This window comes from Paenarthrobacter sp. NPDC089988 (assembly GCF_044748465.1).
Classification (GTDB): Bacteria; Actinomycetota; Actinomycetes; order Actinomycetales; family Micrococcaceae; genus Arthrobacter.
Genome location: NZ_JBIVGD010000022.1, coordinates 53323 through 66100 on the forward strand (window position 1 = coordinate 53323; position 12778 = coordinate 66100).

General features: G+C 65.3%; 10 protein-coding genes. 3 read left to right on the forward strand and 7 right to left on the reverse strand.

Annotated features, from left to right (window positions below):
- Positions 1–47: 47 nt before the first annotated feature.
- Together gabT and ACIPV6_RS20585 are read right to left on the reverse strand one after the other, a co-directional pair.
- Complete coding sequence (gabT, locus tag ACIPV6_RS20580) at positions 48–1403, reverse strand: 4-aminobutyrate--2-oxoglutarate transaminase (protein ID WP_400272674.1); 1356 nt, start codon at positions 1401–1403, stop codon at positions 48–50.
- 93 nt (positions 1404–1496) lie between these two features.
- Entirely contained in the window at positions 1497–2927 is a 1431-nt protein-coding gene (locus ACIPV6_RS20585; protein ID WP_400272675.1) for an aminobutyraldehyde dehydrogenase, read from the reverse strand.
- A 147-nt stretch (positions 2928–3074) separates the two neighbouring features.
- On the opposite strand from ACIPV6_RS20585, the gene ACIPV6_RS20590 reads away from it, so the two are divergent.
- The 3 genes from ACIPV6_RS20590 (at position 3075) to ACIPV6_RS20600 (ending at position 6595) form a co-directional block, all read left to right on the forward strand.
- Positions 3075–4517 carry a PucR family transcriptional regulator gene (locus ACIPV6_RS20590; RefSeq protein ID WP_400272676.1) on the forward strand — a complete coding sequence of 481 codons (1443 nt, stop codon included), beginning with the start codon at positions 3075–3077 and terminating at the stop codon, positions 4515–4517.
- Between the two features lie 111 nt (positions 4518–4628).
- Entirely contained in the window at positions 4629–5912 is a 1284-nt protein-coding gene (locus tag ACIPV6_RS20595; protein ID WP_400272677.1) for an MFS transporter, read from the forward strand.
- Positions 5909–6595 carry a FadR/GntR family transcriptional regulator gene (locus ACIPV6_RS20600; RefSeq protein ID WP_400272678.1) on the forward strand — a complete coding sequence of 229 codons (687 nt, stop codon included), beginning with the start codon at positions 5909–5911 and terminating at the stop codon, positions 6593–6595. The genes ACIPV6_RS20595 and ACIPV6_RS20600 overlap by 4 nt, the downstream gene beginning before the upstream one ends.
- Before the next feature lie 3 nt (positions 6596–6598).
- Here ACIPV6_RS20600 and ACIPV6_RS20605 read toward each other — a convergent pair whose 3' ends face one another.
- The 5 genes from ACIPV6_RS20605 to ACIPV6_RS20625 all read right to left on the reverse strand — a co-directional run bounded on the left by ACIPV6_RS20605 (position 6599) and on the right by ACIPV6_RS20625 (position 12620).
- Positions 6599–7963 carry a rhodanese-like domain-containing protein gene (locus tag ACIPV6_RS20605; RefSeq protein WP_400272679.1) on the reverse strand — a complete coding sequence of 455 codons (1365 nt, stop codon included), beginning with the start codon at positions 7961–7963 and terminating at the stop codon, positions 6599–6601.
- A gap of 80 nt (positions 7964–8043) precedes the next feature.
- Positions 8044–9510: an FAD-dependent oxidoreductase gene (locus ACIPV6_RS20610; RefSeq protein WP_400272680.1), complete on the reverse strand. Its 1467-nt coding sequence runs from the start codon at positions 9508–9510 to the stop codon at positions 8044–8046.
- Between the two features lie 20 nt (positions 9511–9530).
- Positions 9531–10793, reverse strand: a complete 1263-nt coding sequence (gene cobA, locus ACIPV6_RS20615; RefSeq protein WP_400272681.1) for a uroporphyrinogen-III C-methyltransferase — start codon at positions 10791–10793, stop codon at positions 9531–9533.
- A 91-nt stretch (positions 10794–10884) separates the two neighbouring features.
- The gene (locus ACIPV6_RS20620) at positions 10885–11931 is read right to left on the reverse strand and encodes an LLM class flavin-dependent oxidoreductase (RefSeq protein ID WP_400272682.1); all 1047 of its coding nucleotides are present in this window, start codon (positions 11929–11931) and stop codon (positions 10885–10887) included.
- 131 nt (positions 11932–12062) lie between these two features.
- A complete protein-coding gene (locus tag ACIPV6_RS20625) occupies positions 12063–12620 on the reverse strand; it encodes a dihydrofolate reductase family protein (RefSeq protein WP_400272683.1) in 558 nt (185 codons plus the stop codon).
- Positions 12621–12778: the final 158 nt, after the last annotated feature.

A 12778-nucleotide genomic window follows, 5' to 3' on the forward strand; every position in this document is an offset into this window, starting at 1 on the left:
CGGGCCGGGGGAATTGAACCCCCGGCCCGCCTCTTCGCAGTCAGACCTTACGCGTGCGCCTTGATGGCCTTCGCGAGGACCTCGAGGCCGTCCAGCAGCAGTTCGTCGCTGATGACCAGCGGCGGGAGCAGGCGGATCACGTTGCCGTAGGTGCCACAGGTCAGGATGATGACGCCTTCCTGGAGGCAAGCAGCAGCCACGGCCTTGGTGAGTTCGGCGTTCGGCTCCTTGGAACCGGCCTGCACGAGTTCGATGGCGAGCATGGCGCCACGGCCACGGACGTCGCCAACCACGGAAACTTCCGAAGCCAGCTCGCGGAGCTTGCCCAGGGCGAGTTCCTCGATGTGGCGTGCGCGGCCGTTGAGGTCGTGCTGTTCCATGGTGTCGATGGCTGCAAGGGCAGCTGCACAGGCGACCGGGTTGCCACCGTAGGTGCCACCGAGGCCGCCCGGGTGTACGGCGTCGAGGAGGTCGGCGCGGCCGGTGATCGCGGACAGCGGGAGGCCGCCGGCGATGCCCTTGGCCATGGTGATGATGTCCGGGACTACACCTTCGTGGTCAACGGCGAACCATTCGCCCGTGCGGCAGAAGCCGGACTGGACCTCGTCAGCAATGAAGACGATGCCCTTTTCCTTGGCCCAGGCGGACAGCGCCGGCAGGAAGCCTTCGGCCGGAACGATGAAGCCACCTTCGCCCTGGATGGGTTCGATGATGATCGCGGCAACCTGGTCGCCACCGATCTGCTTCTCGATCATGGTGATGGCGCGCTTGGCAGCCTCGGCACCGGTGATTTCCGGGTTCTCTTCACGGAACGGGTAGCTCATGGGCATGCGGTAGACCTCGGGCGCGAACGGGCCGAAGTTGGTCTTGTACGGCATGGCCTTGGCGGTGAGCGCCATGGTCAGGTTGGTGCGGCCGTGGTAGGCGTGGTCAAAAGCAACCACGGCGTCGCGGCCGGTGGCCAGGCGGGCAACCTTGACGGCGTTCTCCACGGCTTCGGCGCCGGAGTTGAAGAGCACGGTGCGCTTGGCGTGGTCGCCCGGGGTGAGGCGGTTCAGCTGCTCGGCAACTGCGACGTAGCCCTCGTACGGGGTGACCATGAAGCAGGTGTGCGTGAAGTGCGCGGCCGCGTCCTGGACGGCGGCAACGACGGCGGGATCGGACGCGCCGACGCTGGTCACGGCAATGCCGGAGCCGAGGTCGATAAAGGAGTTGCCGTCGACGTCGCGGATGATGCCGCCGTCGGCGTCTTCAACGTAGACGGGGACGCCGGAAGCGACGCCGGCAGCAACGACGGCGGAGCGGCGCTCAGCCAGTGCCTGCGACTTGGGGCCGGGGAAGGCGCCGTTGATGTTGCGCTTCTGCTCGATGCGGTACGAGAGTTCGTTCGCGGTGGTGGTCATGGAGTTTCCTTCTTTACTGATGGGGGCCGCACCGGCCGGGGTCCTGGCCGGTGCGAAGCGAAGTGGTGAGCCGGAGGGGACTATGCGGCGGGGTTATGCATCCAACGCAGACATCACGTGCTTGATGCGCGTGTAGTCCTCGACGCCGTACATGGAGAGGTCCTTGCCGTAGCCGGACTGCTTGAAGCCACCGTGGGGCATTTCGGCCGTGAGGAGGATGTGGGTGTTGATCCAGACGGCACCGAAGTCGAGGTCGCGGCTCATGCGCATGGCCGTGCCGTGGTCCGTGGTCCAGACGCTGGAAGCCAGGGCGTACTCGACGTCGTTGGCCAGCTCGAGTGCTTCGGCTTCGGTGGTGAACTTCTGGACGGTGATGACCGGCCCGAAGGTTTCCTTCTGCACGATGTCGTCGCTCTGCTTGGCGCCGGTGATGATGGTGGGCTCGAAGAAGAAGCCCTTCTCGCCCGCACGGTGTCCACCGGTGACGATCTTGCAGTTCTCCGGCAGGCTCTCCACCACTGAGGTCACGGCGTTGAAGTGGTTCACGTTGTTGAGCGGGCCGAAGTAGTTGTCTTCGTCGTTCTGCGAGCCCGTCTGCAGGGTCTTGGTGTGCTCCACCATCGCGGCCACAACGTCGTCGTGGACCGAATCTTCGATCAGGACGCGTGTGATGGCGGTGCAGTCCTGGCCCGCGTTGAAGAAGGCGAACTCGGCGATGGCCGCGGCGCTCTTCTTGATGTCGGCGTCCTTGAAGACGATGGCCGGAGCCTTGCCGCCAAGTTCCAGGTGGGCGCGTTTGAGGCCCTTCGCGGCTCCACTGGCTACGGCGATGCCGGCGCGGACGGAGCCCGTGATGGACACCAGGCCGGGGACCTTGTGCTCCACCATGAGGGAGCCGGTCTCGCCGGTACCGAGGACCACGTTCAATACACCGGCCGGGAAGATTTCACCGGCCAGGCGTGCCAGGACCAGGGTGGATTCCGGGGTGGTGTCCGAGGGCTTCAGGACAACGGTGTTGCCCGCGGCCAGGGCGGGGCCGATCTTCCAGATGGCCATAAGGAACGGGTAGTTCCACGGTGCCACCTGGGCCACGACGCCGATCGGTTCGCGGCGCACGTAGGAGGTGTGGCCCTCGAAGTACTCACCGGCGGACTTGCCTTCGAGCAGGCGGGCAGCACCGGCGAAGAAGCGGAGCTGGTCAGCGCCGGCCGCGATTTCCTCGGAGGCGATGAGGGAGCGGACCTGGCCCGTGTTGCGGTGCTGCGCCTCAACCAGTTCGTCGCTGTTGGCCTCCACGGCGTCGGCGAGCTTGAGGAGCATGAGCTGGCGCTGGCCGGGCGTGACGTGCTTCCAGGTCTTGAAAGCTTCGCTCGCGGCGGCCATGGCAGCGTCAACATCTGCCTGCACCGAAATGGGCGACTTGGCGACGATCTCCCCGTTCGTGGGATTCACGACATCCAGGAGACCCGTACCTGACGGCGTGACGAATTCGCCGTTGATGAAGTTCTGCAAGGTTTGAACCACGGTGTGCAACCCTCTTTCGGTGTGTTGGCATGGGCTGGTTAGCTGATCAGAGCCTATGCCAGTGAGGTGCCCCACGGAATAGTCAGCTGCACACTCCCGAACCCGGCTCTTAGTGCGCTTGCCCAGTGCCGGGTTACCCTTGTATCCATGGCCATGTCCCTCGCTTCCCTCCTTGCTGTCCCCTCCCTGAAACTCCGGAAAACGGGCGCTGCGGAGACCACATGGAACCAGGACATCAGCTGGGTGGCAGTGACCGAACTCGAGGACCCGCAACGCTTCCTCAGTGGCGGCGAACTGGTCCTCACCACCGGCCTGCGCCTCAAGAGTGCCGCGGACCAACGGCGCTTTGTCCGGCAGGTCCAGCGTGCGGGCGCCGTGGGCATCGGCTTTGGCATCGGGCTCACCCACGAAGCCGTTCCGGAACCCCTCATCGCCGAGGCCAACCGTTGGGGATTGCCCTTGGTTGAGGTGCCGTACGCGATTCCGTTCATCGCCATCGGCAAGCTCGTGGCCGAATCGCACTCAGCAGACCACTACTCCAACCTGGAAAGGCTCCTGGCCGGCCACCAGATCCTTGCCCGCGCCCTCCTCACCGGCGGCGGACTGGCAGAACTGCTGAAGCAACTTGGCAGCATGCTGCGCACGGACGTTGTGCTCACCCAGTTCAGCGCACAGCTCTACAACAGCGTGCCCGGAAAGCCGGCCCCCACCGCGGAGGGCTGGGCCTCCTATCCGATCCCCACAGGCCGCCGCGACGCCTGCACGCTCTGGTTGCGGCAGCCGTTCATCGACTCCGGCATTGTGAGCTACGCGCAGAACCTCATCAGCGTGGAACTCAACAACATGGTCAAGCAGCGGCAGGCCCAGCGCGCCATGGCAGGGCAGGTGCTGGACGACGTCATCCACGGAACCCTCGAGACCATTGAAGCCGCCCGCCGTTTGGCCGGTGTGGGCATCAACAGCACCCGGAAGAACGTGGTGCTGGTTGCCGAATCCACAGCCCACCACAAACAACTGGTCAGCATCTCGCTGCCCCAGGCGCTGGAAGGTGGCGTGAGCGCCGTCGTCGGGAAGGACCTGGTGACAGTAGTGACTGACGACGGCAGTTCGGCCACTGCGCTGGCAAAGAGCCTCAGCGACCACCTCCAGGAGGCGGGAATCCACGCCGTGATCGGCATCGGCGGCGCCTACACCAAGCCGAACGGCCTGCGGTGGAGCTACTTCGAGGCCCGCGACGCCGTGGCGCATGGTCTGCCGGTCAACGAGCCGGAGCGCCTGAGTTTGACGTCACTGCTCTTGGCGAGCGAGGACGTTCCGCTGGCAGACATGGCCAGCGAGTCCCTCACTCCCCTGCGCAAGTTCGACGCGGCCCATGGTGCCGAGCTGGTTGCCACGCTGGAGAGCTACCTGAACCACAACGGTTCCGTGGCGGCCGTGGCCGAGGCTCTGACGCTGCACCGGAACACGGTCCGCTACCGCCTGGCCCAGATCACCGAGCTCACCGGATACGACCCCTCCCAGACCCAGGACCGGGTGCAGCTGTGGCTGGCTTTGGCGGTCCAGCGCCTGGGGTCGCGCAACCCCCGGTAGACGTTCGACGGCGGCACTCCCGTTGGGTGCCGGACCGCACTCAGCCTTTCACGCTGGAGAGATTCGCCACAGAAGTCTGGACATTAGACGTCAAACGTCTAACCTTTAAACATGGCGACGACTTCACTCACTACGACGACAGGAAACATCCCTACGATCTCCCCCGCCGGCACTGCCGCTGCTCCGGCAGCCAGCGCCCGCGCACCCAAGACGCGCGTCGTCGCCGTCGTCGGCATTATTGCCGTGGTGCTCATCGGCCTCAATCTGCGTGCCGGCATCACCAGCGCCGCCGCGCTCTTCCATGAGCTGCAGCAGTTCCTGGGCTATGGCGCTTTGGTGGCCTCGATTCTGCCCTCCATTCCCCTGCTCTGCTTCGCCGTGGCCGGGCTGGGAACCTCGTGGCTGACCCGCCGGGTAGGCGTTGAAAAGGCCATCTTCATCGCGTTGGCACTGCTGGCCGCAGGGCTCTTGGTACGCGGTGTTCCCGCCACCGGGGCACTCCTGGGCGGCACGGTGCTTGCCATGTCCGGGCTGGCGGTGTGCAACGTGGCCATGCCTTCGCTCATCCGTGAGCACTACTCCGAACGCACCTCCATGATGACCGGTCTCTATACGTTCACCATGTCCGGTGGCGCCACGTTCGCAGCGGCCGTGAGCGTTCCGTTGGCGCAGCAGCTTGGTTCGCCGTCCATGGGCTTGGCAGCCTGGGGATTGCTGGGCGTGGCCGCACTCCTCGGTTTCCTGCCCGTAGTCCTGCACAGCCACCGAAATGCCGCCAAGACGGATCGTCCCCGGGTGTCCATGTGGCCCCTGCTGCGCACCCGCCTTGGCATCCTCATCACCGCGATCTTCACCTTCCAGGCTTTCCTTGCCTACGCCGTGATGAGCTGGTTCGCCTACATCCTGACGTCACAGGGCCTCAGCGCTTCCGAGAGTGGGCTGCAGTTCGGCGTGATGCAGCTGGTCTCCGTTGCTGCCGGCATGGTCCTGCTGGCTTTCGGTTCCCGGCCCGGCATGCTGCGCCCCGCTTTGTACCTGGCCAGCAGCTCCACCTTGGTGGCCATCGGCACCATGCTGTGGTTGCCCACTTCGCTCGCCGTCATCCCGGCCGTCCTGTTCGGCTTCGGGCTGGGCATCTTCCCGCTGGTCCTGGTGATCATCAGCCGTAGCGGCGGCTCCACCGCTGAGACCACGGCACTCTCCACCATCGCCCAATCACTGGGATACTTGATTGCGGCAATCGGCCCCTTTGGCATGGGGCTGCTCCACAGCGCCACCGGTGGCTGGGTGTTGCCGTTGAGCCTGCTGTCCATCGTGGCCGTGGCGCTCATGGTTACCTGCCACCTGCTCACCAGCAAGCGCACGGCATCCAAGACCCAACCGAGGACGGCATGACCCTTACCCCTTCGCATCGCCCGGTCCTGGCCGAGGAGATCACCGCCAAGCTGCGGGACATGATCAAATCCGGTGAATGGCCATTGCAGGAACGCATCCCGGCCGAGCCCGAGCTCATGGCCACCCTGGGCGTTTCGCGGGGCACCCTGCGTGAGGCCATCAAGGCTTTGGCACACTCCGGCATGCTGGAAGTGCGCCGCGGGGACGGCACCTATGTGCGGGCCAACAGCGAGATTTCGGGCGCCGCCCAGCGCATGTACCAGGAGCACACGCAGGAACACATCGTGGAAGTACGCCTGGGCCTGGACACCCAGGCGGCCCGCTTGGCCGTCAAGCACGCTACGGCGGAGGATATCGCGGAAATGCGCAGGCTCCTGGCACTCCGTCACGATGCCTGGCTCGCCGAAGACTACCCCACGTGGGCAGGCGCCGATTGGGAGTTTCACGAGCGCGTGGCCCAGGCGTCCGGCAATCCGCTGCTTCACCAGCTATACGTCTCCTTTGGCGGCGTGTTCCACAACGATCTCCTCCGCCAGCAGCGCGTGGACGGCTTCAACGGAATCCCCCGCGAGGGCCACGATGAGCTGGTGGACGCCCTTGAGGCACATGATCCTGAGGCGGCCGTTTCCAGCGTCTACCGGAACCTGGACTTCTGCGCGGACAAGTCGCCCATCGACTCCTGACAATCACAGTGCGAGCCTGATCCCGGCTTCGGCCGCATCCTTGAACCGGGCGTTGATAAGCACGACGTCGCGCCCGGAACGGTCCAGCAGGCTCGCGGCAACACTGGCCCTGTAGCCGGTGGCGCAGTGCACCCAGATCCTGGTCCCGGGCAACTCAGTGATCCTCGTGAGGAGCTCATAAGCGGGCACGTTGAGGGCTCCCTCCACATGCGAGGCGAGGAATTCGTCCGGCCGCCGCACATCAAGGACCACGTCATCGACCGCCCGCTCCTTCAGCAGCAGGCTCCAGTCACCGAGAGGGTAGCTCCGTCGCCGCACACCCGGAGCCAAGGCATCCGGTTCAGGCCCGACGGCGGCGTCCGGGCTTTCGATGCCGATCCTGGCAAGGTCGCGGATCGCCTTTTGCACTTCTTCGTGGGACCCCATAAGCGTGAGCGGCTGTTCCCAAGGAATCACCCAGCCCAGGTAGCTGGTGAAGTTGGAGCCGTTCCCGTATTCGAAAGCCACGCTGCCCTCCAGGTGGTCTTCCGCGAAAGCTACCCGGTGCCGCAGGTCCACCACCCACTCCCCTGCGCGGAGTCGCCGTGTAAGCTCTTCCGGCCGCACTGACTCCGGAAGGTCAAGATCCGCGGGAGCAGGGCCCGCAGCGTTGAGGGGGCTCATGTGCGCGTAGTAGGCGGGGTAAGCCGTGATGTTTGCCAGGAGCTCTGCCACGAAGTGCTCTTCGCTCGGGTCGGTCAGGGCATGGTTGGACGTCGCCTGCTCCCCCAGGGTGGATGCATCCTGGTGGCTGGCCGGGCCAATGGAACAGAAGGAACCAAAGCCGTGTGTTGGATAGAGGGCGGCCGCCCCGGACGCAGAAGATACCAAGCGCCGGACGGACGAATACTGGGCGCGCGCCAACACGGCCGTATCTTCCGGGGACACCAGGTCCGTCCGCCCCACCGAGCCGTAGAGCAAGCTGCCGCCGGAAAACACAGCCTCCGCGCCGCCGTCGTCCGCTACATCACGCACCACGTACGCAAGGTGCGTGTGCGTGTGGCCCGGGGTGGCGACCACGCGCACGGACAGGCGTCCCACAGAAAAGACGTCGCCGTCCGCGATCGGCGTCCGCGCAAACGAAACATGATCCTCGGCATTGACCAGGTAGGAGGCGCCGTACTTATCCGCGAGGACCAGGCCGCCGGTGACGTAGTCATTGTGCAGGTGGGTTTCCGCCACGTGGGTGATGCGGACCCCTGCAGAAAGGGCAGCCGCTTCCACCCGGTCAATGTCCCGTTGGGGGTCGATCACGAGTGCAAGCGAGCCGTCGTGCACCAGATAGCTGCGGTCACCCAGCTGGGGTGTTTCGATGACGACGACGTCCATGACTCAGGTTACCGCCGCCTGTTGGCCCTTAAACAGCAGCAGGGCCACTCACATTGAGTGGCCCCGCTGTCGCGATGGAACTAGACCTGCGCAGCTACGCCGTCGCGGGAGATGCTGACCATTTCCTCGCGCGGAACAACCTTGATGCGCTCACGCTTGACCTCAACACCGTGCGAGGTGCCGGCCTCGGTGGCCGCTGCGCCGAGGGCGAGTTCGTGGGCGTCAAGTGCGAGCCAGCCTTCCCAGCTGGTGAACTGCACGCCGCGGGAATCCAGGAGTTCCACCACGGCGTCGGCGGAGGGAACCTCGGCGAACGGCAGGTTTTCGCGGTCCTCGAGGAGGTACGTGACGGTCTCGAGTGCGTCGCCCTTGGTGTGGCCGATGAGGCCAACCGGACCACGCTTGATCCAGCCCGTTGCATAGAGGCCCGGAACGTGCCGGCCGTCAGCGTCCAGGACGCGGCCGCCGTCGTTCGTTACGACGCCCTTCTTGTGGTCGAACTCAACATCCGGCAGGGCCGAACCGAAGTAGCCGATGGCGCGGTACACGGCCTGGACCGGGTAGTCAATGAATTCGCCGGTGCCGCGGGCGTTGCCCGTGCCGTCCAGCTCGGTGCGCTCGAACTTGATGCCGGCCACCTTGCCCGGGGTCTCCGGGGAGTCCACGATCTCCACCGGGCTGTGCAGGAAGTGCAGGTGCAGGCGGCGGGAAGCCTTGAGCTCCGAGAGGTCCTCGGGCTGCTCGGCGATCCAGTTGGTGAGCGTGCCAACCATGGTCTTGACCTGGTTGTTGCTTTGGATGGCCTCGTCCGAGGCTTCGTCGAACTCGAAGTCCTCGGCGTAGAGGATGATGTCAACGTCCTTGGAGTGCGAGAGTTCGCGGAGTTCCAGCGGGGTGAACTTCACCTGTGCCGGGCCGCGGCGGCCAAAGACGTGGACGTCCGTGACAGGAGAGGCCTTCAAGCCGGCGTAGACGTTGTCCGGGATTTCGGTGACCAGCAGGTCATCGGCGTGCTTGGAGAGGACACGGGCCACGTCGAGGGCCACGTTGCCGTTGCCGAGGACAGCGATTTCAGTGGCTTCCAGCGGCCATTCGCGGGAAACATCCGGGTGTCCATCGAACCAGGAGACGAAGTCGGCACCGCCGAAGGAACCCTCAAGCTCAATGCCCGGGATGTTCAGGTCCGCGTCCTTGATGGCGCCTGTTGCGAAGATGATGGCGTCGTAGTGTTTGCGGAGGTCCTCGATGGAGAGGTCCGTGCCGTAGTCCACGTTGCCGAAGAAACGGATGTCGCCGCGGTCCAGCACCTTGTGGAGGGCGTTCACGATGCCCTTGATGCGGGGGTGGTCCGGGGCCACACCGTAGCGGATCAGGCCGTACGGTGCCGGGTAGCGGTCAAAGAGGTCGATGCTGACGGTGAGTTCGCCGCTCTTGACTGCTTCGCTCTTGGTCAGGATGTCAGCTGCGTACACGCCGGCCGGGCCGGAGCCGATGACGGCGACGCGAAGCGGACGGTCCGCAGAACCTACGGGGGTGCTAATTGACACGGCTGTGTTCCTTCTTGTTCTCAGTTAGTGCGGACGCGGGGACGGTTGGGGGTAATAGTGCTGTAGTCAGCGGTCTTGAAGTGTTGGGGCGCAAATGGGCTGACACGGACAACATCGCCAATGACAATCACCGCTGGATTGGCCACGCCGACGGCTTCCGCCTGGTCCGCGATGGTCTCCAAGGTGCCGATGGTGACGCGCTGTTCCGGCAAATACCCGTTTTCTACGATACCTACTGGAGTGTCCAAAGGCAGACCCGAGCCGGCCAAGGCGGCCGCGGACTCGCGCAATTGGGCCACTCCCATGAGCAACACCACAGTGTGGTCGGGGCGTGCAGGGACTTCGGACAGCTCTTCATGGCCGGTCACCATGCTGAAGCCCTTGGCCAGTCCGCGGTGGGTCACGGGGATGCCGGCCGCGGCGGGGACCGAGATAGCGGATGTCACGCCGGACACCACTTCAACCTCGACGCCGTTCTGCCGGCAGAATTCTGCTTCCTCGCCACCGCGGCCCAGAACGTAGGGGTCTCCGCCTTTGAGACGTACCACGCGGTTGCCCTTGAGGGCTTCCTCCACGAGGATGCGGTTGATCTCAAGCTGCGGGACGGGGTGGTGGCCGGGAGTCTTGCCGACCTCGATCACTCGGACGTCCGGCGCCAATTCCGCCAGCAGCCCGCGCGGTCCAAGACGGTCGGCAACCACGACGTCGGCCTGGCCCAGCAGGCGGCGACCGCGGACGGTGATGAGTCCCGAGTCGCCAGGGCCGCCACCGATGAGGGCTACCGAACCATTCGATCCGGGCTTGCGGTGCCTGCGCAGCGGCAGGTCCCCGGTTTCGAGTGCCGTGGCGACGGCATCACGCAGGGCCATGGCGCGGCGCGGATCTCCCCCGGCGTTAATGGCGATCTTGACGTCGTCCACCACGGCCACGGCAGGGGTCCACGCGGCCGATGATTCATGATCGGAGGCGTTGACGCACCAGATGCGCTGCGCCTCGGCGTCGTTCGCTACCTGGGTGTCCACGGCGGGAATGCCGGTGGCAGTCTGGACGAACCAGACGCCGTCGAGGTCTTCCGTGCGGTACTCGCGCGGCTCCCACGTGAGCAGGCCTGAATCGACCAAGGCATTGAGTTTCCCGGAGGCAACGGGAGCGACCACCGTAACTTTCGCTCCGGCGTCGAGCAGTCCCTTGGCACGGCGTGCCGCGACGGGTCCGCCGCCCACCACCAGCACCGGGCGGCCAAGCAGCCGGAGTGCGGTGGGGTAAATGTCCTGAATTGCCATGAAAAAACTGTAGGGCTGGCGCGTAACATGCTTCAAAGGCCCGGACACAACCGGTAACGCTGGGTAATGCAGCGTCACAAAAAGTGTTCCCCTATGGTGCCTCCAACGCCGGACTCCAGCCGAACGCAGGGGCGACGTGCTTGGCCACATTCCCCAGGAGCTTGGCGTTGTACTCCACGCCCAACTGGTTCGGAACCGTTAGCAATACCGTGTCCGCTGCCTGGACCGCAGCATCCTGCGCGAGTTCCACGGCAAGCTGGTCCGGGGAGCCGATGTAGCTCTTGCCGAAGCGGGACAGGGCACCGTCCAGGATCCCCACTTGGTCCTCGCGGTCGGCCTGCGCGCGAAGGCCGAAGTAGTGGTTGTCCTCCGCGTCCACGATCGGAATGACGCTGCGGCTTACGGAAACCCTCGGCTCGAAGTCGTAACCCGCAGCTGCCCAGGCATCCCTGAACATCTGGATCTGTTCGGCCTGGAGTTGGTCGAAGGGCACACCGGTGTCCTCGGTAAGGAGTGTGGAGCTCATGAGGTTCATGCCTTGCTCGGCAGCCCACACCGCAGTCTTGCGGGTGCCGGCGCCCCACCAAATTCGTTGCGGAAGGCCGGGCGACTGCGGCTGGATGGGGAGCAGCCCGGTAGCTCCTCCGGCGTAATGCGGGTCCGCCTGGGCCACGCCATGGCCTGCAATGGCCTTCCGGAACAGCGCAGTATGGCGGCGTGCCATCTCGCCACCGTCCTCGCCCTCGGCGGGAACGTAACCGAAATTGGAGGCGCCGTTCAGTGCGGGCTCGGGTGAACCCCGGCTCACGCCGAGCTGCAGCCTGCCGTCGCTGATCAGGTCGGTGGCCGCGGCTTCCTCCGCCATGTAGAGCGGGTTTTCGTAGCGCATGTCGATCACGCCCGTACCCATCTCGATGCGACTAGTACGTGCTGCGATGGCACTCAGGAGCGGGAAGGGCGAAGCCTGCTGCCGGGCAAAGTGGTGCACTCGGAAGAACGCGCCATCAATGCCCAGTTTCTCGGCCTCGACCGCGAGCTCGATCCCCTGTTTCAGGGCCTCCCCCGCCGTGGGAACCAGCGAGCCGGGGACGCGGGCCCAATGGCCGAAGGAAAGGAAGCCGATCCGTTTCTTGTGCATGTCCGGGACAACGCCGGGCCGGGCCTGCTCATTCCGCCCAGGGCAGGTTTGTGCTGCGGACCACTCTGCGCTGGGAGTACGAACTTCCCCCCGTGCCCGCTCAGGCTCCCGCCGCCGTCGTGCGTAAGCCCCTAAGCAGCCCGGCGGTAGTGCATGGCCACTGCTCCGTTGCTGAGCGGCACCGCCTCGACCAGCTCGAGACGCCGCGTGCCCGGCAGTCCGCCCTGATAGAGGGTGGGGCCGTGGCCGGTGATCATGGGGTGGACCAGGAACTTGTACTCGTCGATCAGGTCCAGCCGGTCCAGCTCCGTGGCCAGCTTGCCGCTGCCCACCAGCACACCGTCGGGAGTGTTGTCCTTGAGTTCCTGGACGGCTGCCCGCAACTCGCCGGTCAGGTGGTGGCTGTTGGTCCACGTAAAGTCGCTTCTTGTGGAAGACACCACGTACTTCGGCTTCGTCTCCAACTTGTCCGCCCACTCCTTCAGGGCCGGCGGCGCATCGACCTCGCCGCGGGCCACCAGCGGCCAGTAGGCTTCCATCATCTCGTACGTGGTGCGGCCCCAGAGCATGGCGCCGCACTGCTCCAGGAGGCGCGTGAAGTGGGCATGCGTCTCGTCGTCGGCGATGCCCTCCCGATGATCGACGCAGCCATCCAGAGTGACGTTGATGCTGAAAGTAAGGAGTCCCATCTGGCGATCCTAATTCCAACGCTCTCTCACCGAACACCCCTTTTAGCCCGATCCTCCTTCACTTGGGGTTGCCCGCAAGTTGTGGACAGTTGGTCAGGCGGCTTGTGCCGGCTGAGGTTGGTCCGTGGTGAGCAGCAGTTCGTGCTCCACGGGGGTGT